Annotated in this window: 21 protein-coding genes and 1 tRNA gene; 13 read left to right on the top strand and 9 right to left on the bottom strand. The window is 42.5% G+C overall.

The genetic code is table 11. The features are described from left to right. The first annotated feature begins 14 nt into the window (after positions 1-14). Complete coding sequence (locus NBH14_RS05290; RefSeq protein WP_250817231.1) at positions 15-2,003, top strand: DUF4954 family protein; 1,989 nt, start codon at positions 15-17, stop codon at positions 2,001-2,003. A gap of 11 nt (positions 2,004-2,014) precedes the next feature. Here the strand turns inward: NBH14_RS05290 and xerD are convergent, their stop codons facing one another. Further along, a complete protein-coding gene (gene xerD / locus NBH14_RS05295; protein ID WP_186958601.1) occupies positions 2,015-2,920 on the bottom strand; it encodes a site-specific tyrosine recombinase XerD in 906 nt (301 codons plus the stop codon). 99 nt (positions 2,921-3,019) lie between these two features. On the opposite strand from xerD, the gene aroQ reads away from it, so the two are divergent. The 5 genes from aroQ (at position 3,020) to NBH14_RS05320 (ending at position 7,249) form a co-directional block, all read left to right on the top strand. Next, the gene (gene aroQ, locus NBH14_RS05300) at positions 3,020-3,457 is read left to right on the top strand and encodes a type II 3-dehydroquinate dehydratase (protein ID WP_186958602.1); all 438 of its coding nucleotides are present in this window, start codon (positions 3,020-3,022) and stop codon (positions 3,455-3,457) included. A 34-nt stretch (positions 3,458-3,491) separates the two neighbouring features. Further along, on the top strand, positions 3,492-4,943 hold the full coding sequence (pyk, locus tag NBH14_RS05305; RefSeq protein ID WP_186958603.1) for a pyruvate kinase: 1,452 nt from the start codon (positions 3,492-3,494) through the stop codon (positions 4,941-4,943). Between the two features lie 95 nt (positions 4,944-5,038). Next, positions 5,039-5,665 carry an O-methyltransferase gene (locus NBH14_RS05310; RefSeq protein ID WP_186958604.1) on the top strand — a complete coding sequence of 209 codons (627 nt, stop codon included), beginning with the start codon at positions 5,039-5,041 and terminating at the stop codon, positions 5,663-5,665. Between the two features lie 12 nt (positions 5,666-5,677). Further along, complete coding sequence (rbfA, locus tag NBH14_RS05315) at positions 5,678-6,013, top strand: 30S ribosome-binding factor RbfA (protein WP_010800893.1); 336 nt, start codon at positions 5,678-5,680, stop codon at positions 6,011-6,013. A gap of 12 nt (positions 6,014-6,025) precedes the next feature. Continuing rightward, the gene (locus NBH14_RS05320) at positions 6,026-7,249 is read left to right on the top strand and encodes an ABC transporter permease (RefSeq protein ID WP_186958605.1); all 1,224 of its coding nucleotides are present in this window, start codon (positions 6,026-6,028) and stop codon (positions 7,247-7,249) included. Here NBH14_RS05320 and NBH14_RS05325 read toward each other — a convergent pair. After that, positions 7,242-8,324 (bottom strand): mannose-1-phosphate guanylyltransferase, encoded by a 1,083-nt coding sequence (locus NBH14_RS05325; protein WP_128135368.1) that lies wholly within the window; start codon positions 8,322-8,324, stop codon positions 7,242-7,244. The two genes, NBH14_RS05320 and NBH14_RS05325, sit on opposite strands and share 8 nt — an antisense overlap. Before the next feature lie 176 nt (positions 8,325-8,500). Here NBH14_RS05325 and NBH14_RS05330 point away from each other — a divergent pair. Continuing rightward, positions 8,501-8,584 (top strand) — tRNA-Leu (locus NBH14_RS05330). 120 nt (positions 8,585-8,704) lie between these two features. Here NBH14_RS05330 and NBH14_RS05335 read toward each other — a convergent pair. Together NBH14_RS05335 and NBH14_RS05340 are read right to left on the bottom strand one after the other, a co-directional pair. Beyond that, positions 8,705-9,466, bottom strand: coding sequence for a class I SAM-dependent methyltransferase (locus NBH14_RS05335; protein WP_186958606.1), 762 nt, complete (start codon positions 9,464-9,466; stop codon positions 8,705-8,707). Between the two features lie 89 nt (positions 9,467-9,555). Next, positions 9,556-11,907 (bottom strand): ABC transporter permease, encoded by a 2,352-nt coding sequence (locus tag NBH14_RS05340; RefSeq protein ID WP_186958607.1) that lies wholly within the window; start codon positions 11,905-11,907, stop codon positions 9,556-9,558. 201 nt (positions 11,908-12,108) lie between these two features. On the opposite strand from NBH14_RS05340, the gene NBH14_RS05345 reads away from it, so the two are divergent. The 3 genes from NBH14_RS05345 (at position 12,109) to arsM (ending at position 14,416) form a co-directional block, all read left to right on the top strand. After that, positions 12,109-13,095: a sensor histidine kinase gene (locus tag NBH14_RS05345; protein ID WP_186958608.1), complete on the top strand. Its 987-nt coding sequence runs from the start codon at positions 12,109-12,111 to the stop codon at positions 13,093-13,095. Positions 13,096-13,203: 108 nt separating this feature from the next. Further along, positions 13,204-13,530, top strand: a complete 327-nt coding sequence (locus NBH14_RS05350) for an ArsR/SmtB family transcription factor (RefSeq protein ID WP_128135180.1) — start codon at positions 13,204-13,206, stop codon at positions 13,528-13,530. Positions 13,531-13,606: 76 nt separating this feature from the next. Then, positions 13,607-14,416: an arsenite methyltransferase gene (arsM, locus tag NBH14_RS05355; RefSeq protein WP_186958609.1), complete on the top strand. Its 810-nt coding sequence runs from the start codon at positions 13,607-13,609 to the stop codon at positions 14,414-14,416. A gap of 116 nt (positions 14,417-14,532) precedes the next feature. Here the strand turns inward: arsM and NBH14_RS05360 are convergent, their stop codons facing one another. The 3 genes from NBH14_RS05360 to NBH14_RS05370 all read right to left on the bottom strand — a co-directional run bounded on the left by NBH14_RS05360 (position 14,533) and on the right by NBH14_RS05370 (position 17,554). Continuing rightward, positions 14,533-15,324 (bottom strand): class I SAM-dependent methyltransferase, encoded by a 792-nt coding sequence (locus NBH14_RS05360; RefSeq protein ID WP_186958610.1) that lies wholly within the window; start codon positions 15,322-15,324, stop codon positions 14,533-14,535. 94 nt (positions 15,325-15,418) lie between these two features. Continuing rightward, on the bottom strand, positions 15,419-17,065 hold the full coding sequence (locus NBH14_RS05365; protein ID WP_186958611.1) for a sigma-70 family RNA polymerase sigma factor: 1,647 nt from the start codon (positions 17,063-17,065) through the stop codon (positions 15,419-15,421). Positions 17,066-17,131: 66 nt separating this feature from the next. Beyond that, positions 17,132-17,554 (bottom strand): ACT domain-containing protein, encoded by a 423-nt coding sequence (locus tag NBH14_RS05370; protein ID WP_186958612.1) that lies wholly within the window; start codon positions 17,552-17,554, stop codon positions 17,132-17,134. A gap of 190 nt (positions 17,555-17,744) precedes the next feature. Between NBH14_RS05370 and NBH14_RS05375 the strand changes: the two genes are divergently transcribed. The 3 genes from NBH14_RS05375 (at position 17,745) to NBH14_RS05385 (ending at position 20,215) form a co-directional block, all read left to right on the top strand. Then, positions 17,745-18,095 carry a hypothetical protein gene (locus NBH14_RS05375; protein ID WP_250817233.1) on the top strand — a complete coding sequence of 117 codons (351 nt, stop codon included), beginning with the start codon at positions 17,745-17,747 and terminating at the stop codon, positions 18,093-18,095. A gap of 195 nt (positions 18,096-18,290) precedes the next feature. Then, the gene (locus NBH14_RS05380; protein WP_186958614.1) at positions 18,291-19,574 is read left to right on the top strand and encodes a hemolysin family protein; all 1,284 of its coding nucleotides are present in this window, start codon (positions 18,291-18,293) and stop codon (positions 19,572-19,574) included. 8 nt (positions 19,575-19,582) lie between these two features. Further along, the gene (locus tag NBH14_RS05385; RefSeq protein WP_186958615.1) at positions 19,583-20,215 is read left to right on the top strand and encodes a DedA family protein; all 633 of its coding nucleotides are present in this window, start codon (positions 19,583-19,585) and stop codon (positions 20,213-20,215) included. A gap of 112 nt (positions 20,216-20,327) precedes the next feature. On the opposite strand, the gene NBH14_RS05390 is transcribed toward NBH14_RS05385, so the two are convergent. Then, a complete protein-coding gene (locus tag NBH14_RS05390) occupies positions 20,328-20,951 on the bottom strand; it encodes an LOG family protein (RefSeq protein ID WP_186958616.1) in 624 nt (207 codons plus the stop codon). Between the two features lie 88 nt (positions 20,952-21,039). Further along, positions 21,040-21,555, bottom strand: a complete 516-nt coding sequence (locus NBH14_RS05395) for a 5' nucleotidase, NT5C type (protein WP_186958617.1) — start codon at positions 21,553-21,555, stop codon at positions 21,040-21,042. Between the last annotated feature and the right edge of the window lie 106 nt (positions 21,556-21,661).

Genomic DNA, 21,661 nt, shown 5'->3' on the forward strand with positions numbered 1-21,661 from the left:
AAACAAGTTGACCAATGGAAAAAATCAGAAACCTACACCCCGAAGAGATTGCGGTATTGCAATCTCAGGGTTGTTATGCCGAAAACTGGGGACAGGTGCTAGTCCCTTTATCCTTCGAGACCAGATATATCCATCATGTACATTTCTCAGGCACAGTTATTTTAGGACATTTCGAGAAAGAGTTCACCCTCCCCGGCGGAATAAGAAAACACAGCGGGCTCAGAAATACAACCTTGCATAATTGCATGCTGGGTGATAATATCCTGATCGAGAACACCCACAATTACATTGCTAACTACCGTATCAAAGACAACTGCTATATAGAGAATGTCAACGTGATGGTCGTGGAAGGAGAAAGCACGTTCGGCAACAACGTACAGGTTTCAGTGCTGAACGAGACCGGAGGTCGCGAAGTCCCCATATACAATCAGCTTTCCGCCCCATTGGCTTATGTAATCGCACTTTACCGCCACCGTCCGATATTGATCGAACGGTTGCAGGAAATGATTGCAGAGTATACCCAAAGTATCTCCTCCGACTACGGGACGATCGGAGAGAACGTAAAGATAATCAATGCCGGGACAATCCGTAATGTAAACATAGGCCAACACGCTACCATCGAGAACTGTACACGTTTGGAAAACGGAACAGTGAACAGTAATAAAGAAGCCCCTGTATATATCGGCGACAGCGTGATCGCCCAGGATTTTATCATCTCATCAGGTGCGGTAATAGCCGATGCGGCAAAGATCATCCGTTGCTTCATCGGACAGGCCTGCCACGTGACACATAATTTTTCGGCACACGACTCCCTGCTGTTCAGCAACTGTTCTTTTGAAAACGGAGAGGCCTGTGCCATTTTCGCCGGCCCGTTCACGGTATCCATGCACAAGAGCAGCCTCCTGATTGCCGGCATGTATTCGTTTCTGAACGCCGGAAGCGGTTCAAATCAAAGCAATCACATGTATAAGCTCGGACCGATCCACCAGGGTATTGTTGAAAGAGGGTCCAAAACGACCAGTGATTCTTATATCCTTTGGCCGGCACGCATCGGCGCCTTTTCATTAATTATGGGCCGCCATCACCATCACAGCGACACATCCGATATGCCTTTCTCCTATCTGATTGAAAAAGACGACGAGACTTATCTGGTGCCGGGTGTCAATCTGCGAAGTGTCGGTACCATCCGTGACGCACAAAAATGGCCGAGACGTGATAAACGAACCGACACAAACAAACTGGATATGATTAACTACAATCTGTTGAGTCCCTACACCATCCAGAAAATGATAAAAGCGGTCGGTATTCTAAAGAATCTACAAAGCCTTGTCGGCGAAACTTCCGAAATATATTACTATCAGAATGCCCGTATTAAAGGTTCTTCCTTACAGAATGCACTGAAACTATACGGAATGGCAATTAATAAATTTCTCGGTAATTCTCTGATAAAAAGACTAGAAGGCACACAGTTCCAGAACATAGAAGAAGTCCGCAAACAACTGACCCCAACCGCCGAAGAAGGAACCGGCGAATGGGTTGACCTGTCCGGACTGATCCTTCCGAAAGATCAATTAAACGGTTTGATAGAAGATATCGAGAGCCACCGGATAAATTCTTTGGAAAAGATTAATGCCTTTTTCCAGTACCAACATAATTCATATTATGAAATAGAATGGACATGGGCTTATCAGAAAATAGAAGAATACTACGGAATCAAGCTAAGTGAGATCACCCCCGAAAAGATCATCGAACTGGTTGAAATCTGGAAATCATCCGTCATCGGTCTGGACGAGATGCTTTACAAAGATGCCCGCAAGGAGTTCTCCCTTACCTCAATGACCGGCTTCGGCGTAGACGGCACACGCAAAGAAAAAGAAGAGGACTTCGAAGTCGTACGCGGCGCATTCGAACAAAACCCGTTCGTCACAGCCGTAAAAGAACATATCAGCACCAAACGGGCACTGGGAGATGAACTGATCGGAAGGATAGAAAAGCTAATATAATAAGATCCGTATCATTCCCGCCGACGGCTCCGGGGATGATGTTCCAGTATTTCCTTCCGGAGAAACTGCCGGTCGATATGCGTATAAATCTCAGTAGTCGTTATCTTCTCATGTCCCAGCATCTCCTGGATGGCCCGCAGGTTGGCACCGCCTTCCAGCAAATGGGTCGCAAAAGAATGCCGGAACGTATGCGGACTGACATTTTTATGAACGCCTGCTATCTCCGTCTGCTGCTTGATAATATGAAAAACCATGATACGGGAAAGAGCCGTGCCCCGGCGACTCAGGAATAAGATATCTTCGAATCCTTTTTTCACCACCATCCGGTTACGGTCCAGCAGATAATTCTTTATCTCCCGGATAGCCGTCTCAGAAATCGGAACCAGGCGTTGCTTGCTTCCTTTACCTTCCACCCTGATAAAACCTTCATCAAAATAAACATCCGAATAACGCAAAGAGATCAACTCGGAAACACGCAGGCCGCAACTATACAACACCTCCAGCATAGCCCGATTGCGCTGCCCTTCCGGCAAAGAAAGGTCTATCGTATCCAATATATCATTTATCTCATTGACCGTCAATACTTCGGGCAGCTTCAATCCGATCTTGGGCGATTCCAACAATTCCGTCGGATCGGCTGTTATATACTCGTCGAGTAAAAGAAAGCGGTAGAACGATTTTATACCGGATATGATGCGGGCCTGCGAACGCGGATGGATTCCTATATCACGCAACTGGGCTACGAACTGCTGTAAATCCTGATAAGAGATCGTAGCAAAGTCTTTCCCTTCACTTTCCACGAAGCGAATGAGTTTGTCCAGGTCGGTCAGGTAAGCTTCTATCGAATTGGCAGATAGAGACTTTTCCAGCCGGAGCCAGGTCTTATATTTGTCGATTATATTATTTCCTTGTTGCATTGTACACAGGCAATTATGTATGTATCAAATAAAATCATTACCTTTGCCGGATATTTTCAGCCCGTACCAGGTGGTGCAAAGGTAATAAAGTTACAGCAAATGAAGAAGATTCAGATTATTAACGGTCCTAATCTTAACCTGTTGGGCAAACGCGAACCAACAGTATATGGTAATGCTTCTTTTGAAGGTTATCTGGACGAATTACGCGCCCGGTATCCTCAATGCGAAATAGCTTACTTTCAAAGTAATATAGAAGGTGAGATGATCAACAAAATCCATGAAACGGGTTTTGAATACGATGGTATTATAATGAATGCGGGAGCATATACACATACATCCATCGCATTGCACGACGCCATAAAAGCAGTGACTACCCCGGTTATAGAAGTACATATTTCAAATGTACATGCACGCGAATCATTCCGTCATGTATCGATGATCTCTGCTGCCTGCAAAGGGGTTATACTGGGATTCGGTCTGGATTCATACCGGCTGGCGCTCGAAGCGCTTATGCAGCTGCCGACTGCCAACAACTAAAAAGTAAATAATAGGTTATAATATTTTAAGGTATATGTTAAAGCATACGAAGATTGTTGCTACAATTTCTGATCAACGTTGTGATGTGGAATTTGTCCGCTCACTGTACAATGCAGGAATGAATGTTGTGCGCCTGAATACGGCTCACATGATGGAAGAAGGTTTAAACAGTGTTGTTACTAATGTACGCGAAGTATCCGACCGCATCGGTATATTGATGGATACCAAAGGACCGGAAGTCCGCACTACAACGTCCAAAGAACCCATACCTTTTACAACAGGAGAGACTGTCAGGATTATAGGTGATCCGGAAGGAGAAACAACTCACGATTGTATCTATGTTTCATACAAAAACTTTGTCGGCGACCTGAATATCGGCAGCGATATCCTGATCGACGACGGAGATCTGGAACTGAAAGTTGTCGAAAAACAGGATGATTACCTGCTCTGTGAAGTGCAGAACGACGCTACATTAGGAAGCCGCAAAAGCGTGAACGTCCCCGGTGTACGCATCAACCTCCCTTCACTGACAGAGAAAGACCGTAAAAATATTCTTTGGGCGATTGAAAACGAACTGGATTTCATTGCTCACTCTTTCGTTAGAAACAAACAGGATGTATTGGATATACAACATATCCTGGACGAACATAAAAGTCCGATCAAGATCATTGCTAAGATCGAAAACCAGGAAGGTGTCGACAATATCGACGAAATCCTGGAAGTGGCTTACGGTATCATGATCGCCCGCGGTGACCTGGGTATCGAAGTTCCGGCCGAAAAGATTCCGGGAATCCAGCGTGTGTTGATCCGCAAATGCGTGGAAGTGAAAAAGCCGGTGATCGTTGCGACCCAGATGCTTCACTCCATGATTAAGAATCCGCGTCCTACCCGTGCGGAAGTAACCGATATTGCCAACGCAATCTATTACCGCACAGACGCATTGATGCTTAGCGGTGAAACAGCTTACGGTAAATATCCGCTGGAAGCAGTCCAGACAATGACCAAAGTTGCTCGCGAAGCTGAAAAGACCAAGCTAGCCGCCAACGACATCCGTGTACCTATCGAAGGTAACGACCTGGATGTTACTTCATTCCTGGCAAAACAGGCGGTAAAATCTTCCAACAAGCTACATGTAAAGGCAATCATCACCGACAGCCACACCGGACGCACAGCCCGATACCTGGCAGCTTTCCGTGGTACATCAACGGTGTTCGCCATCTGCTATAACCCCCGTGTAACCCGCATGCTTTCTCTGTCATATGGCGTATGGGCCGTATATCAGCCGTGGGATGACAGCCGTCGCGGTTATTTCTACAGCGCACTGAACGAATTGATTAAGAGCGGACGTATCACCCGTAACGACATGGTTGCTTACCTGAGCGGCAGCTTCGGTGAAGGAGGCGGCACGACATTCCTCGAAATCAACAACGTCGGAAAAGTGTTGGATGCCGGAAGTAAATATTCACTCCCAACCTTTAAGGAATAAATAAAATAAAACAGGAAAAGGTGTCGCAAAAGTCGGTAAAACGCTTTTGCTACATCTTTTTTCGTATATTTGAAGCATAAACATTCTTTATTTAAATGACATTAGACGAATACATTCTCAATCACAGCGACGAAGAAGGCGCATTGTTATCCGCGTTGAACCGCGATGCCAATGTAAACCTGCTGCGTCCCCGTATGCTGTCCGGCCATCTGCAAGGACGGATACTGAAAATGTTTTGTCGCATGCTTCGCCCCTGCCGTGTACTGGAAATAGGGACTTACACCGGTTACGCCACACTCTGTCTGGCCGAAGGAACCGAAGACAACGCCCTGATCCATACACTCGAGATCAATGATGAAATGGAGGATTTCATCATGAAATATCTCTCACGCTCTCCCCTGAAAGATAAAATAAAGCTGCATATAGGCGATGCGATGAAAATCATACCGGAACTGGACGAAACATTCGACCTGGTATTTATCGATGCCGACAAACGCTTGTATTCCGACTATTACGATCTGGTATTTCCCAAAGTGCGTCCGGGAGGCCTGATTCTGGCCGATAACACCCTGTGGGATGGTAAAGTTTTGGAAAAACCTCACCCGTCAGATAAACAAACCATCGGAATACTTAGTTTTAATGATAAAATAAAAGAAGACCCCCGGGTGGAGAAAGTGATCCTTCCGCTTCGTGACGGTCTGACAATGATATGGAAAAAATAAATTGATAACGATATGGAAAGTACAAGACTGAACAAGATAGGTCGTCTGATCCAGAAAGAATTGGGCGATATTTTCCAGAAACAGACCCAGGGAATGCCGGGTATATTGATTTCTGTAAGTGCGGTACGCGTCAGCCCCGACCTGGGCGTTGCCAAAGCATACCTGAGTATCTTCCCTTCCGAAAAAGGGAAAGAGTTACTGGAATCGATCCGTGCAAATACCAAAGCGATCCGTTTCGATTTGGGCAAACGTATAGGAAAACAGGTTCGCATCATCCCGGAACTGAGTTTCTTCATTGACGATTCGCTGGATTATATTGAAAACATTGACAAACTGTTACAGAAATAAGAGAATCAAGCGTTGAACCTTTCGTTTTATATAGCCCGGCGGTACCTCTTTTCGAAGAAATCCCACAATGCCATCAATATTATTTCGATGGTATGTGTCTGCGGTGTAGTCATTGCTACCACCGCAGTTGTTTGTGCACTGTCGGTCTATAACGGGTTCAATGACCTGGTAGCAGACATGTTCAGCAGTTTCGACCCGGAGTTGAAGATTTCTCCCCGCACCGGGAAAGTGTTCGACCCGACAACTGCCGAATTCCAACAGGTAAAACAATTACCCGATATTGCCTATTTCGGAGAAGTTCTTCAGGATAATGCATTGATACGCTATCACGACCGCCAGGACGTGGCAATAATCAAAGGGGTGGACGACAACTTCAGCCATCTGACCCAGATAGACAGCGTACTGATAGACGGCAGCTTCATCCTGAAAGACGAAGTTACTGATTATGCCATCCTCGGGGTCGGACTGTCATCCAAACTGGGTGCCAAACCGGGATTCGCTTCTCCACTGGAGATTTATGTTCCCAAACGGAATGAAAAGGTCAATTTATCCAACCCGGCTTCTTCATTCAGTCAGGAATATGCCTACATAGGCGGAGTTTTCATGATTAACCAGCAGGTATACGACGAAGGATACATGATACTCCCCCTTTCACTGGTACGTGAATTATTCAAATATGACAAGGAAGTCACCTCCATCGAACTGAAAATTGCTGACGGAGCCAATATCTCTTCAGTCAAAAAACAGCTCAAATCCATCCTAGGTGACCGGTTTATCATACAAGACCGTTACGAACAACAGGAAGCGTCCTTCAAAATGATGCAGGTAGAAAAATGGATCACTTACCTGATACTTTCATTCATTCTGACAATCGCCTTGTTCAACGTAGTCGGTTCGCTGTCTATGCTGATGATAGAAAAGAAAGATGACGTACATACCCTTCGGAATATGGGAGCTGACAATAAACTTATCCGTCGTATATTCCTATTTGAAGGCTGGATGATCTCCGGATTCGGAGCTCTGATAGGGATTGTGATAGGTCTGGCATTGTGTTTTTTACAGCGGCAATTCGGATTGATTAAATTAGGACAAACAGCCGGCGCCTTTATTATCGACGCATATCCGGTGCGAGTGATGTTCACAGATGCCCTGATTGCATTTATTACGGTAGCGGCCATTGGATTCATGGCCGCCTGGTATCCCGTACATTATCTGGGAAAGAAATGGTTTAATTAAATTCTTTCCCGTATTTTATCTGTGCATCTGCCACAAACTGCTTGATACGCTGTTCGTCATCTTTTTTGCAGATAAGCAATACATTTCCCGATTCAGCCACGATGCAATCTTCAACACCCTGAATCACAGCCAGTCTTTTTGAATTACCTACGGCTATTACATTTCCTGAACTTTCATAAAGCAATGCATTACTATTCTTCAACACAGCATTATTATTTTCATCTTTCGGAGCCAAATCAAACAAGGAACCCCAGGTACCCAAGTCTGCCCAACCGAAATCAGTGCACAACATATACACATTATCCGCCTTCTCCATAATACCGTAGTCGATGGAAATCTTCAGGCAATAAGGAAAGTTCTCATGAATAAACTCATGTTCGTTTTCTGTATTGAACTTATCCTTACCCAAGTCAAACCGAACGGCAATATCCGGAAGATATTTGGCAAAAGCTTCCAGAATTGTATTTACGTTCCACAGGAACAGACCAGAGTTCCAGAAAAACTCACCGCTTTCATAAAAGACTTTTGCCAGTTCCAGATTCGGTTTTTCCGTGAAAGTCTTCACCTTGGTAAATTCTCCCAGCATGGAATCACTGCTCTGGATATAACCATAACCTGTTTCAGGACGGCTCGGTTTGATACCCAACGTAACCAATGCATTATTGTTCTTTACAAAATCCAATCCTTTCTGAACGTCTTTCAAAAATATATCTTCTTTCAGGATCAGATGATCGGAAGGAGCAACAACAATATTGGCATTCGGATTACATGCTCTTATATGGTAAGCAGCATAAGCAATACAAGGAGCTGTATTTCTACGTGCCGGTTCCAGCAGGATCTGGTTTTCTTTCAATTCGGGCAACTGTTCTTTAATCAAGTCGGCGTAAGCTTCGTTAGTAACGATAAAAATATTTTCTACCGGGATGATTTTGGAAAAACGATCGAAAGTCATTTGCAACAGGGAACGTCCGGTTCCGAAAAAATCTAAGAATTGTTTTGGATAACTTTCTCTGCTAAAAGGCCAGAAGCGACTGCCAATCCCTCCACCCATGATAACGCAATAATTATCTTTCATGATACACAGGTTGTTTTTTAATTATACTCTTACAAAGTTAACGAAATAATCCGGGATTTATTCTCCTATCTTATATTATTCCCCGAAAGCTATAGATAATTTGAAAAAAAATCGCTGAACGCTTGCACAAATAAAAAATATGCGTACCTTTGCAACGCATTAGAAAAAAAGCAAATGCCCAGATGGCGGAATTGGTAGACGCGCTGGTCTCAAACACCAGTGGATTCACTTCCATGCCGGTTCGATCCCGGCTCTGGGTACACTACCTAAAATTAAGTTCCTGATTATCTACAGATAGTCAGGACTTTTTCTTTTAGTGCGTAACGAATTACGGAACGTTTGATGCTTATTAACTTCGGCATAGGCCTAAATTAACCACATCACTTATCAAATGCTAAAACGTATATCTGTTTTTCTGAATTATCGCTAAATGTTTCCTCTTCAAAGCCTCCAAACTTATGAATAATCTTAAATCCGGCCCATTCCAGATATGAATCCAATTCCTGAGGAAAAAACAATCTCATATCCAGATTTTGAATTGAATGAAACTCACCATTTATATAGTAATGCCATTCTATGCGATTAATTTGAGTTGCGTTTTCATAACGCATTGTCTGCTTTATCAAGACTTCCCTCCCATCATCTGTTGTATATGCCGCAATTTCCTGTTGTTCCTTTTCACCTTCAACAATATATTGAATATTAGGGTTAAAGCAATCTAACAGGAATAAACCTCCGTCTTTAAGATGATTTTTAACGACATTAAATACCTCAAATAAATCTTCATTCTTATATAAATGATGAATTGAATTAAATGGAATAAAAATAAAGTCAAATTTTTCGTGCAAATCTAACGTTCTAATATCCGCTTTAATGAAAGTAATCTCTACTCCTGCTTCAGAAGCTTTTGCCTTTGCTTGTTCAAGCATGGATGAAGTGTAATCGACTCCACAAATATTGTATCCATCCTTTGCAATTGGAAGCGTAAGTCTGCCTGTTCCACAACAAAGTTCAAGTATTTTAGCATCCCTATTTTTCGGCAGCCACTTTTTGTAAAACTGCAAATCGGATAGGAAGGTATTTAATCCATCATAAATACTTGCGTCATAAATCAAATCGCCAACTTTATAATCTGTATTCATTTTGTTCTCCAAATTCTATTTTTTATTGTGCTACTTACAAAAGTACTAATTATTTGAAATACAGAAAACAAAACACCCTAAACCGCTTCTTACTCATTCCTCAACGCTTTTACCGGATTCCCTGATGCAGCCTTGAAACTGTGCCAACTCACGGTAAGTAAAGTGATACCTACCACAATAAAGAACGACAGAATATACGTCCAGACACTAAAGGCTGCCCGGTAAACAAAGCTTTGCATCCATTGATTAAGCAACCACCAGGTCACAGGTACTGCAATTACAAAAGCTATCCCGATCCAAATAATAAACTGGCGGTCAAGTAACTTTATAATCTGCCACGTAGTTGATCCGTTTACTTTTCGGATCCCGATCTCTTTTGTTCGTTGTTCGATAGCATACAGCGCCATACCAAAAAGTCCGAAACACGTAAGCAGGATACTGATAACTGAATACATCATCAACAAATCGGACAATTCGAAAAGTTTCTTGTTATTACCCAAAACTTTATCATACAAGCTCTCATGTTCAAGGTAATTCCCAGGATAAAGCAGATCCCATTCCTTATAGATTTGTTTGATAACCGAAGCATTTCCGGGAGCTATGCGGACTTTTAAGTCAGTTCCATCCCTGGCAAAACCAATAATACCTTTATCGACAGGCGTTTCAAGGCTATTAGGAATATATAGCTTAAAATAATCTTCAACAACCCCGGCAATAACATGATCATCACCAAAAGGAGGACGGTCCTTCAACCGGGGTTCGTATTCTTTTATAAGACTCCCGACAGGCAGTTCTCCATCCGGAAACAAGCTTTGAGCCCATGTACGGTTCAGATAAACCGGATGCGGAAACCTTTCTATCGCCTCTTTCCAGGGCAGACCTTTCAACAGCTTATAGCCCATAACTTCCATTATTTCTTCATCGCCATCCTCTGAAGTATAAGATTCATATGTACCATTCGGCGAAAACTCACTGAGAGGCCATTCATATATGGGATTGCTTAATGCCACAGCCTGTATGCCCGAAAGAGAACCGATATTTTCTTTGAGCCGTAACATAGAAGTCTCGTTATCTCCGACTGAGAAAATATAAATACCTTTATAATTTTCTGCTTTATCATATAAAAGCGAGATTTGCCGCCGTACGGAAATATTACCGATTATCAGAATAAATGAAATAACGAACTGAACGATAGCCAGCGAGGTAATGATACGCCCTTTTGCTTTTCCCCGATAGAAATTGTTATACATGGAAATCGACATTTCCGGCAAACGTCGGCTCATATACAAAGCAGGAATACACGCCAATAAAAGAATAAACCCGAATGTAACCGGCAGCATCTGACTACTATACAGAAAATTAACCGGAACCTGAATAGACATGATGCGATTCATTATCCCCAACAGGTCGAATTGTATCAGTTGTGCAATCAGGAAACCGAAACCAACAGTCGTAAATGTATCAGTAAATAACTGCATGCTCAATTGTCCGCTTCCTGCCCCCATCAGTTTCTGTATATGCAAGGAGTATAACTGTTTAAATACACGTGAAAAGCTTAGATTAACATAATTGAAACAAGCTATGACCAATATCAGAATAGCGGAAAAAAGAGCGATAAACAGTAACGTCGTATTTGGTTTCTTCAACGATGACGGGAGCGTTACCGTATCAAAACAGGCCTGTTGAATAGTGAGGAATTCATTTTCAAAATCTTGACCATCACTTCTTTGAAGAACCAAACGCCCTGTTTTAGCCTGTAAGTCGGGAACGGAGACATTCTTTTTCAGCAGAAAGAAATTTAACCCGGAAGAAGGATCGCCAAAGAATAAAGCATCAAAGCCGAAAGCTGCCTGGCTATTATCTTTCACCACAGCAGAAACAGTAAAAGTTAATAACCCTTTTTCATCTCCGAAATCACCAGGGCCGAATAGTATCTGAACCGTTTGTCCTATCGGGTCACTCTCTCCGAATAAACGTTTCGAAAAAGATTCTGTCAGGACTATCCGATCCGGCCCCACCTGGGTATCCGCAAAACTCCCCCTTACAATTTCCTGAGGAAAGAATGAAAGGAAAGCACTATCCGACTCTATTACCTTTACCTCTTTAAAGAAATTCTCTCCGGCTTTACAATAGGTAACCATGAAATAAGGATGTACCCGGCACGCCTTATCCAATTCCGGGACACGTTCGAGTAACAAGGAAGTGATATCCCGTGAGACCGTATTGAAAGCAGTCATTCCTGCCCCCGAAATCGTTTGTTTAACCACAACCATCCTATCTTTGTTCGGATTCTCCTGTTCTATATTATACTCATGGATAACAAAAGCAGCCAGCAAATTGGTACAGGCGATACCTACTGCCAGGCTGAGAATAGAAATTACAGTAAATGTTTTATTACGCAACCAACTCCGAAATATAAGTTTGAATGATATGTTCCCCATGATATTTCTATTTTGGGCCAAAACTAATCAGTCTCTGTCTGCCTGACAACAAAAATAGCGTCCCTTTGTAACAACAAGATAAAATCGTCTAAATTTTAGACAACTCCGGGATTTGGTTACTAAAAAACCATACATCCAATTAAAAGCAGACCACTTTACATTTACCTTGTCGGTTTAAATTGTACTTTTGCAATAAAGGATATGCTGAATCGCAGATTACACCGGGTCATTATCAGCGGGATAACAGGAATTGTGTTATTCTCAATTGCAGGTGCCTGGCTTTTGATCAGCCGGACTTCCCTATTCTTTGCATTTGTCTGCATCTGTATGATCATAGCTTTGGCTATTATGCTGATAAGGAAAATGGACAAGACAGACCGCCAGTTGGAAAGCTTCTTCAGCGCAATCAATAATAACGACTTCAACGCCCACTTCACAGAAAAAGGGGACGATAAATTCCTGAACGGATTATTCCGGGAGATGAACCGGATTATCACACAATTTGAAAACAATCATACTGAATTAGAGGAACGGCGATTCTATTACGAGAGTATCATTCGGGTATTGACGCATGAAATCAGAAATTCCATTACACCTATAGCCTCTTTGTCGGACGACCTGATCAAATATAATGACGAATACGGTAAAGAAGGGACAATTGACGGACTGCAAACCATTAACCAGCAAGTGCAGCAGCTGAATACTTTCCTGAATGCCTATCACCGGTTAACCCACCTCCCTGACCCAGTCAAAGCAAAAGTAAAAATCAGCACTTTGTTTGATAAACTTGACCGTTTATTAAACTCGGAACAAGGCAGTGAGAACATCCGTTATATTTCACCGGAAAACATAGAAATCCTACTGGATCAAAACTTAATAACATTGGCACTCATTAATCTTATCCGCAACGCCTTACAGGCCACAACCAATACCCCGGAACCACAGATTAGGATTGAGGCAGGGAAAAAAGCCACTTCTTCATTCATACAAATAACTGATAACGGGGAAGGCATTCCGGAAAACCGACTGGAAGATATCTTCACCCCCTTTTATTCCACCAAAAAAGAAGGAAGCGGAATAGGACTGCCACTATCCCGCCGCATTATGCAACTCCATGGCGGAGAACTTATTGTAAACTCTGAACCCGGAGAAGGAACAGTGTTCCGCATGACATTCCCCGGCTTTTGACACCCATCAAAATCATACTAAACCTTTAAATAGACTAAAAATACCAAGTTACATTTGGAAAGCAGAATATTATTCGTAGTTTTGCGAACGACAAACAATAAAGGAATAATGAAAACGAAACAGTATACAAAAGAACAAGAGCAGATTGCCCGTTTTGCTAAAGCGATGGGACATCCGGCACGGATGGCTATTCTTAATTTTTTGGCCAAACAGGACAGTTGTTTCTTTGGGGACATCCATGAAGAACTACCAATTGCTAAAGCAACTGTTTCACAACATTTAAAAGAATTAAAAGAAGCCGGATTAATCCAGGGAGAAATAGAAACTCCAAAAGTCAGGTATTGTATCAACCGGGATAATTGGGAACTTGCCCGTAATTTATTTGCTACTTTTTGGAATAATTGCAATTCTAAAGATACATCGTGCTGTGAATAACAGCACCTTTTTTTGAGAATATTGTTCGTGTTTTTACGAACTAATACGAATAGATTTAATTTAACATAGAAAGTATATGAAAGAGAATCAGGATTTAAAAGAGTTGGTAAAACAGCGTTATAACGAACTAGCATTAGATTCCGACACGCTAAAAGGTTGCTGCTGCGGCAAATCCCCGGCACCCCCATCAAAGAAAGTATTCACTATAATGAGTGAAGACTATAAAAATCTGAAGGGATATGAACCCGATGCAGATTTAGGGGTTGGATGTGGATTACCCACCCAATATGCCAATATTAAAAAGGGGGACACCGTTATCGATTTGGGTTCAGGAGCAGGAAATGATTGTTTTATAGCCCGCTCGGAAGTTGGTGAAAGCGGCAAAGTCATTGGCATTGATTTTGCCCCTCAAATGATAGCTAAAGCACGAGCCAATGCACTCAAGCGGGGATATACGAATGTTGAATTTTTAGAAGGAGATATTGAAAATATGCCTTTACCGGACAATACAGCAGATGTGATTGTCAGCAACTGTGTATTAAACCTGCTTCCTCAAAAAAATATTATTTTCAAAGAAATCTACCGTGCATTAAAACCGGGTGGACATTTTTGCATCTCTGATGTCGTACTGAATGGGATATTCCCCAAAGAGTTTACCGATAATGCCGCTATGTATGCAGGCTGTATCGCTAGTGCCATTCAAAAGGAAGACTATTTAGCAGAGATAGAAAAAGTGAATTTCACAAATATCCGTGTGGAAAGGACTAAGACAGTAATTATCCCCGATGAAGTACTATATGAACATCTGGATGAAAATACAATTCAGAAATATAAATCAGGAAATGTCGGAATCTACTCAATTACGGTAACAGGAGAGAAACAATAGATAATCTAATAGTTTTAACCTTATATAGATAACGGTTATCAGAGTTAATCAAATCTCTCTCTAACTGTTATCTACAAAGGTTAAAATGACCATTTTTAAATATAAATTGTTGCCATTCAACTCTCTTTATCTTCTGTTTTCTTCAACAAATAAAAGCAACTTGTACTAAAGAAGTTTCTCAGATACGGAATGGAAGAAAGAACTCTCCCCAGCTTTCGCGGTGATAATCCGAACTTAACCTCATAATGCGGATTTATAAAAAATAATTGCTGGTCAACAATCTGATATCCCGTCTGTTTTACAAGATTCCGAAACATTTCAATGGTGCATTTCGTTTCTTTAATACTCAGCAACTCCTTTATTGTATCTTCTTCTTCATCGCCTGTTTCCAGTATCCATTTATATAAAACCCGTGGAAGTAAATGTATGAAAGGAAGATGCGAAACAACCGTGCCCCGTGCTATCTGCTGATGCCCGCCAAACGGCATCTGCCAGGCAGGGAAGGCAATAAAAATGACCCCACCAGCCGACAGATAACTTTTCATGCCGGATAGGAACTTGGATTTGGTTTCGATATGTTCAATTACATCGTGTATCAGGATAAGCGGAAAATGCTTTTCCAGATCTTTTAATCGGAAAATATCAGATGCGATAAAGGTCCCTTTCTGATTTCTTCGGGCGAAGAATGTTCGAGCCTGCTCTATTCGTAAAGAGGCAATATCCACTCCGACTATTTCACAACCTGACTCGGCAAAAGGGAGCAGATTACCTCCTTCACCACATCCCACTTCCAAGACTTTCTCCGGAAGGTCGCCTACTATTTGCTTTATATACGGAATATAATATTTCCGGGTCGTCTGTGCCTGTTCCTCAAAATAACGGTCACGGTTGATATGTCGTTCCTGCATCTCTTTTCTGTTTTTAAATATCTATAAGTATGATATTCTTTCAGGCAAAAGACTGCGTGGTTAAATCATTTTATTGAGACTTATTGTTTTTCCCCTACCAACTGAAACGTAAGCCGACAGGGACTGTGAATGTCACCGGATGCTCTTTCCGGATAGTACGCAACCCGCTTCCGTCAGGAATATAATAATTGACAGTAGGCTCTATATAGAGACTGATGCGGGGAGTGAAATGATATTGTACACCTGTACTGGCATTAATCGACCATTGTAGAGGTACATTCAACGAGTGACAGCCCATGCTCATAGGTATACTGTCCGTAATATGAGATGTTTGAAGTGTCCCTTTTAACGGAATATCAAGTTGCATACCGGCTGTCGAGTAAAGCGAGAAATTCCTGAAATTACCCCAGCGATAAGATACACGGAAAGGGATTCCTAGGTAATGGATTTTTTGTGTTTCCTGAATACGGAAATCATTACCTGTGGTAAAGTCGGATTTCAGGAAAGTATATTGCAAGCCCGTTTCAAGGCTCCAGCGTTCGTTTAGTTTTTTGTTTGCCGAAAGCCCAATGGTAATAGGAGAATAGTGGTGTTGACTTTCTACAATATCTCCCTGATTGTTTTTTGCGATATTCATTATCGTAACCGAATCGCCCAAAGTACCTTCCTGATAACGGGCATTCAGGTAAGTGTAATAATCCTCCCAGGTACTTACCTGCTGAGGAAGATCAGCCCCTACTCCACTATCTGAATGGGGAGTAGCAATCAGTTTGTACATATTCTGAGCCAGCTGCGGACCTAACGAACCTGCCAACATAAACTTCCACGCTCCTGCTTTCTTTTTACGTTGCACGGAGACAAAACTTCCTTCCGGACACAAACCGGAGATAGTCGCACTTGGCAAATCAGAAATAAATAACGGTTTATTGACAGGTGGCACACTTATCGTAATATTCCCGACAGGCAAGATAGGCGGTACTTTTCCTGCATCCGCCAGCGGTGGCGCACTAATCAGTCCCGGCAATTGTGAATGTTCTCCCGTACCGGAACGAACCTCCTGTTCCTGGGAATCGGTCTGCCTGTCTTCCTCCCTTTTTTCAGCTTTCGGCTGACGCACTGCTATCTTAGGCTGATGGCTTTGTTGTTTCTTTTTCCAGGGCAGATAATTGTAGAACAGCGGGATAAGAAGCAGCAGAAACATTATAATAACCAGGCGACAATCGACAATCATCTTTTTCAGCAACGCTTTCGCACGATGCAATTGCGAAGATGATGAATGAGGAGCTATATGCAACAAGTCGCCTATCTCTTTATGAGGCAGCCCTTCAAGCACCGCCAGTTTGAACACCTTCGAATAACCTTCGGGAAGCCCTTCCACCAATTCCATCAACCGGTCATACGATATCAAATCAGTCATGAAAGGACTTTCCGCCGGTTCATCTTCTTCAGACACATCAGACAAAGGGATGGTATTAACCATATTGTTTTGACTGAGATAATGAAGTGCAATATTCTTCATCACGACTCCCATCCAGCTTTCCAGCCTATCCGGATTACGTAATGAGCCAATGGAAGTAAAGATAACAATGAAACCGTCATGCAGCAGATCTTGTGCAATTTGTCTGTCGGGCACATAACGAAGGCATATCTTCATCATCTTTCCCGAATAAGTTTTATAAAGCTGGTTTAATGCCTGCTCATCTCCTTTTTTGCACAAATCTACGAAGTCCTCTCTGTCCATGTCCCACAACATCATATAACTATGATGCACTAATATGGAAAAGACTGCATAGGGTTTGCTCTTTTTTTATTCTCTACATGAAAAAGATTCTGCTTGTAATTCCATTATAGCCTCCATCGCCTGCCCGGCTTTCTCCTTCTGAACAAATATATGGTCGTGATAATAAGCCGCTACAACATTAGCACTGATATCTTTTGATGCTAGTTTTGTGGCTATGGAAGCGGTTAATCCCACGGCATTGAGACTTGAATGAACTGTGAGCGATATTAATTTATAGACAGTATCAAAACGGATACCATTCGATGACGCATCATCCGTTGTAAGAATTAATATCAACCCCTCTTTTTCCCGGAAAGTACCAATCGGGGTTAAATCCGTTATTGCCTCCATAGAAAGGGGATTATCAAACGTACAGAATACAAATTCCCTACTATCTAATCCCGGTTTCATAGAAGACAATAATATCTTCAAATCCTCAATTCCTGCCATAAGTTTATTCATTAGTTTATAGTATACTCACAACAAATATAATACTCTTACGGAAAGAAACATGAGAAAGATACTCAAATAGATGGATGTTAAAGCAAATTCGTTAAAGTAACACAAAAACGCGTTGAATACTATGTACCGAACAGACGAATATGTATTTTCGTACCCAAATTCAGCTGTACATTATTGCATGGCATTTACGCAACATACGATTTATACTGTCAAAGCACGGGCAATCTGTATCATCATGTTATTCCTGGTGTTACTCGATGTATTCGGATACGTTGTGCCCAATTATGATACACATACAGCAGACCAGACGGAAATTTCCAACCAGGCGGAAGATACCGATGAGCCGGGTAATACGGACGAACTGTTTTACCGCAACGGGAACCGTCCTGTTCATCCCCTGATTCCAGTTTATTCCGTACCGCTTCCCGACCTGTTCACACAGCTGGTTCATATTGATTACTATATACCCGTTAACAACAGACCTGCCCCACGGCAGATACATTCCTTGTTCTGTACATTCCTTATTTAGTACACAGCCATATTCTTTCACCGGACGAAAGCATAATATCATATATTATAAAACTGCTGTATCATATATTGTGATACTCCGTTCGCATATATTATAATACTCTTGTATCATATATTATGATACTACCACCGTATGCAAACCCTCCGGCCCCGCCCATAAGACATTTAAATAATAAACTAAAACAGTATCATTTTCATGAACGAAATAATAATAATCATTTCACTTATCCTATTGAACGGCATATTTGCCATGTCTGAAATCGCATTAATCTCCGCCCGCAAATCGAGTCTGAACACTGACGCAAAGAAAGGCAGTAAAGCGGCAAAACTGGCCCTAAAACTGGCAAATGAGCCGGATCGTTTCCTCTCGACCATTCAAATCGGCATCACACTGATCGGTATCCTGACCGGTATCTATTCCGGTGCAGCTTTGACGGACGACTTCTCGGTTATCCTGAAAAATTGGGGAGTATCCCCTCTTTACGCATCCCTCATTGCCCAGGGGTTGATTGTTGTAGCCGTCACTTACCTGACCTTGATATTCGGTGAGCTTGTCCCTAAAAGAATCGGTTTGAGTATTGCAGAAAAAGCCTCGAAAGTTGTTGCCCGCCCGATGTATATCTTATCGCTGGTAGCCGCCCCATTTGTATGGCTGCTGTCGAAAAGTACTTCCTGCATGTTCAACCTGCTGGGCATAAAGGACTCGGATAATAAGGTGACGGAAGAAGAAATCAAATCGATCGTACAGGAAGGAAAAGAAGGCGGAGAAGTACAGGAAGTAGAGCAGGACATCGTCGAACGTGTTTTCATCCTGGGCGACCTGAAGGTCAGTTCCATTATGACACAGCGGAATGAAATCATCTGGCTGGACTTGGATATGGATAAAAAGCAAGTGAAAAAGACCATCGAACAGGAATTATATGAAATGTATCCGGTGACCGGCAAGAAAAAGGGAGACGTGGAAGGAGTCATCTTCCTGAAAGACCTGGTTCTCCATCTGGATACACCTGATTTCAATCTGGAATGCATCGTCCGCCCGGCTTTCTATTTCCATGAGAACATGAGTGTCTATAAAGTGCTTGAAGAAATGAAAGAACAGGGAATAAGCCGTGCCCTGATATGCGACGAATTCGGTATGTGCCAGGGAATTATAACACTCAGGGATATTCTGGAAGCCTTGTTAGGCACCATCAACGATACGCAGAAGGAACCGGAGATTATCCAACGGAGCAACAACGACGGCTGGCTGGTCGACGGACAGTGTTCTTTTTATGATTTCCTGTCTTATTTCGATAAAGAAGATTTATATGAAAGATGTAACTATCATACGGTAGGAGGATTATTGCTGGAACAGCTGGGACATATCCCTCAATCCGGAGAACTAGTCGAATGGAACAACTTCCACTTCGAAATTGTTGATATGGATGGAGCCAGAATAGATAAAATACTGGTTCAGGTACCCAACGATAATAATGCATAAAATACCCTATGGACTTTTCTGATTTAATCCAATGGTGCCTGGAGCACCTCAGCTATTGGGTGATTTTAATCCTCATGATACTTGAAAACTCGCTGGTTCCGCTACCATCCGAGTTGATCGTCACACCTGCCGCCTACAAGGCGGCAAACGGTGAGATGAATATTTTCCTCGTGATACTTTTCACAACCTTGGGAGCGCTCATCGGGGCGTTAATCAATTACCATCTCGCCCTCTTCGTCGGCAGGCCCATCGTCTATAAATTTGCCGACAGCCGTTTCGGCCATCTGCTCGGCATAAACCGGCAAAAGATAGAGTATGTGGAAGCATTTTTCCTGAAACACGGCAAGATATCGACCTTCTTCGGAAGGTTAATACCGGCCGTGCGACAGTTCATTTCCATCCCTGCCGGACTGGCACGAATGCGGCTTCCCGCCTTCATCCTGTTCACAACACTCGGTTCAGCCATCTGGAACAGTATCCTGGTGCTGCTCGGATATTACCTGGCACAGATACTTCCTGAAGACCGGTTACTGGAAGAGCTGGAAAGATACAGCAGGGAAATAAGCTATGTTTTTGTGGCATTGGTAACACTCGCCCTCATTACCTGGTATCTGAAAAGGAAACTAAAAGCACATCGATAAAACCCTCGCTACACGTAAAGAAAAATATACAGCCGAAGCACGAGAAAACTTCTCCGGGAATATTTTCGTCCCGGAGGATATGGAGATAATCAAATTATAGAACCGGCAACGATCATTTATTCAAAAGTCCCGCCCTGTTCAGCCACTTACCGACTGATGGAGCTTCGTATTTTCTCATTTTATCCAGCAGGTCTTCTATATTGTCGCTGACCAGAAGCATCTCCCTGTTTTCTTTTCGAAGGAATCCTCTGTCGACCATTGTATCGACCAATGCCAGAAGGGCATCATAGAATCCGTCTACGTTCAAGAGAGCCACAGGTTTCCGGTGAAGACCTAACTGGGCCCAGGTCAACATCTCAAAGAATTCTTCAAGTGTACCGAAACCTCCCGGAAGAGCTATCACACCATCAGAGAGTTCATTCATTTTCGCTTTCCTCTGATGCATGGTATCGACCATCACAAGTTCCGTCAGATTTAAATTGGCAATCTCCACTTTCTTCAAAAAAACAGGTAAGACCCCGATGGCTTTGCCTCCATTTTCCATGACTCCATTGGCAACAGTACCCATCAGTCCCACATTGGCTCCGCCATAAACCAATTCAATGTTTTGAACGGCCAACGTCTTTCCCAATTCGTAAGCCTGTTCTTCAAATATCCGCTCTGTCCCACGGCTTGAACCGCAAAAAACGGCGATTCTCCTGATTACATTCTTCTCAGCATCACTATTTTGTAACATACATATATTTCGTTTGTATCCGTTTATCCGGTCATCGGACAACTTACAAAGATAAACTTTTTCCGGCAGCCTTTTCTATGAAACCAATTCAATAGATTTCCATTATCTCTTTCCAGCCAGCTACTCTCCGGTAGGCAGGATTCGTTATACGAATATTATGAGGTTGAGTAAACAAAACCTTTTCCCCGCTGAAGAAGGAGAGGTTTTTAGGATGGTCGTCAATCATAATATCTCCTTTTATACTATCCTTACGGCCACAAAATATCATCTGCTGCCAAGTGATAAAAGGAAAATGTTCATTCAGCCATTCCTGTTTCTCAATCAGGCTTCCGGGAAATTCGGTGGCAGAAGAAACAATCAGGACATTGTACTTGTCATTCAGATATTTCAAACCTTCGATGCTGTCAGCCATAAGAGGTGCCGTCCTGAAAAAACCGGAACTTCGCACATGCCTGTCGAAAGAAGGAAAAGCCTCCTCCTCCGTTTTCCCGTACATCTCTTCCCGGTTCAACCGGATGCCGGAATCCCTGTATTCAAAATTTATAAACTGGGAGTACACATCTGCCAGTACTCCATCCATATCAACCAACATCTGAGCCTTCATATTCTTTTTAGTTTTTTTATGATTATACATTCATCTTTCTTACCTGATACAGTTCCTTACCGGAGCAATCCGGAATGCGGTCTTTTCCTGATATCTGCGTCTTTCC

The organism is Parabacteroides caecihominis (assembly GCF_023656785.1).
Classification (GTDB): Bacteria; Bacteroidota; Bacteroidia; order Bacteroidales; family Tannerellaceae; genus Parabacteroides; species Parabacteroides segnis.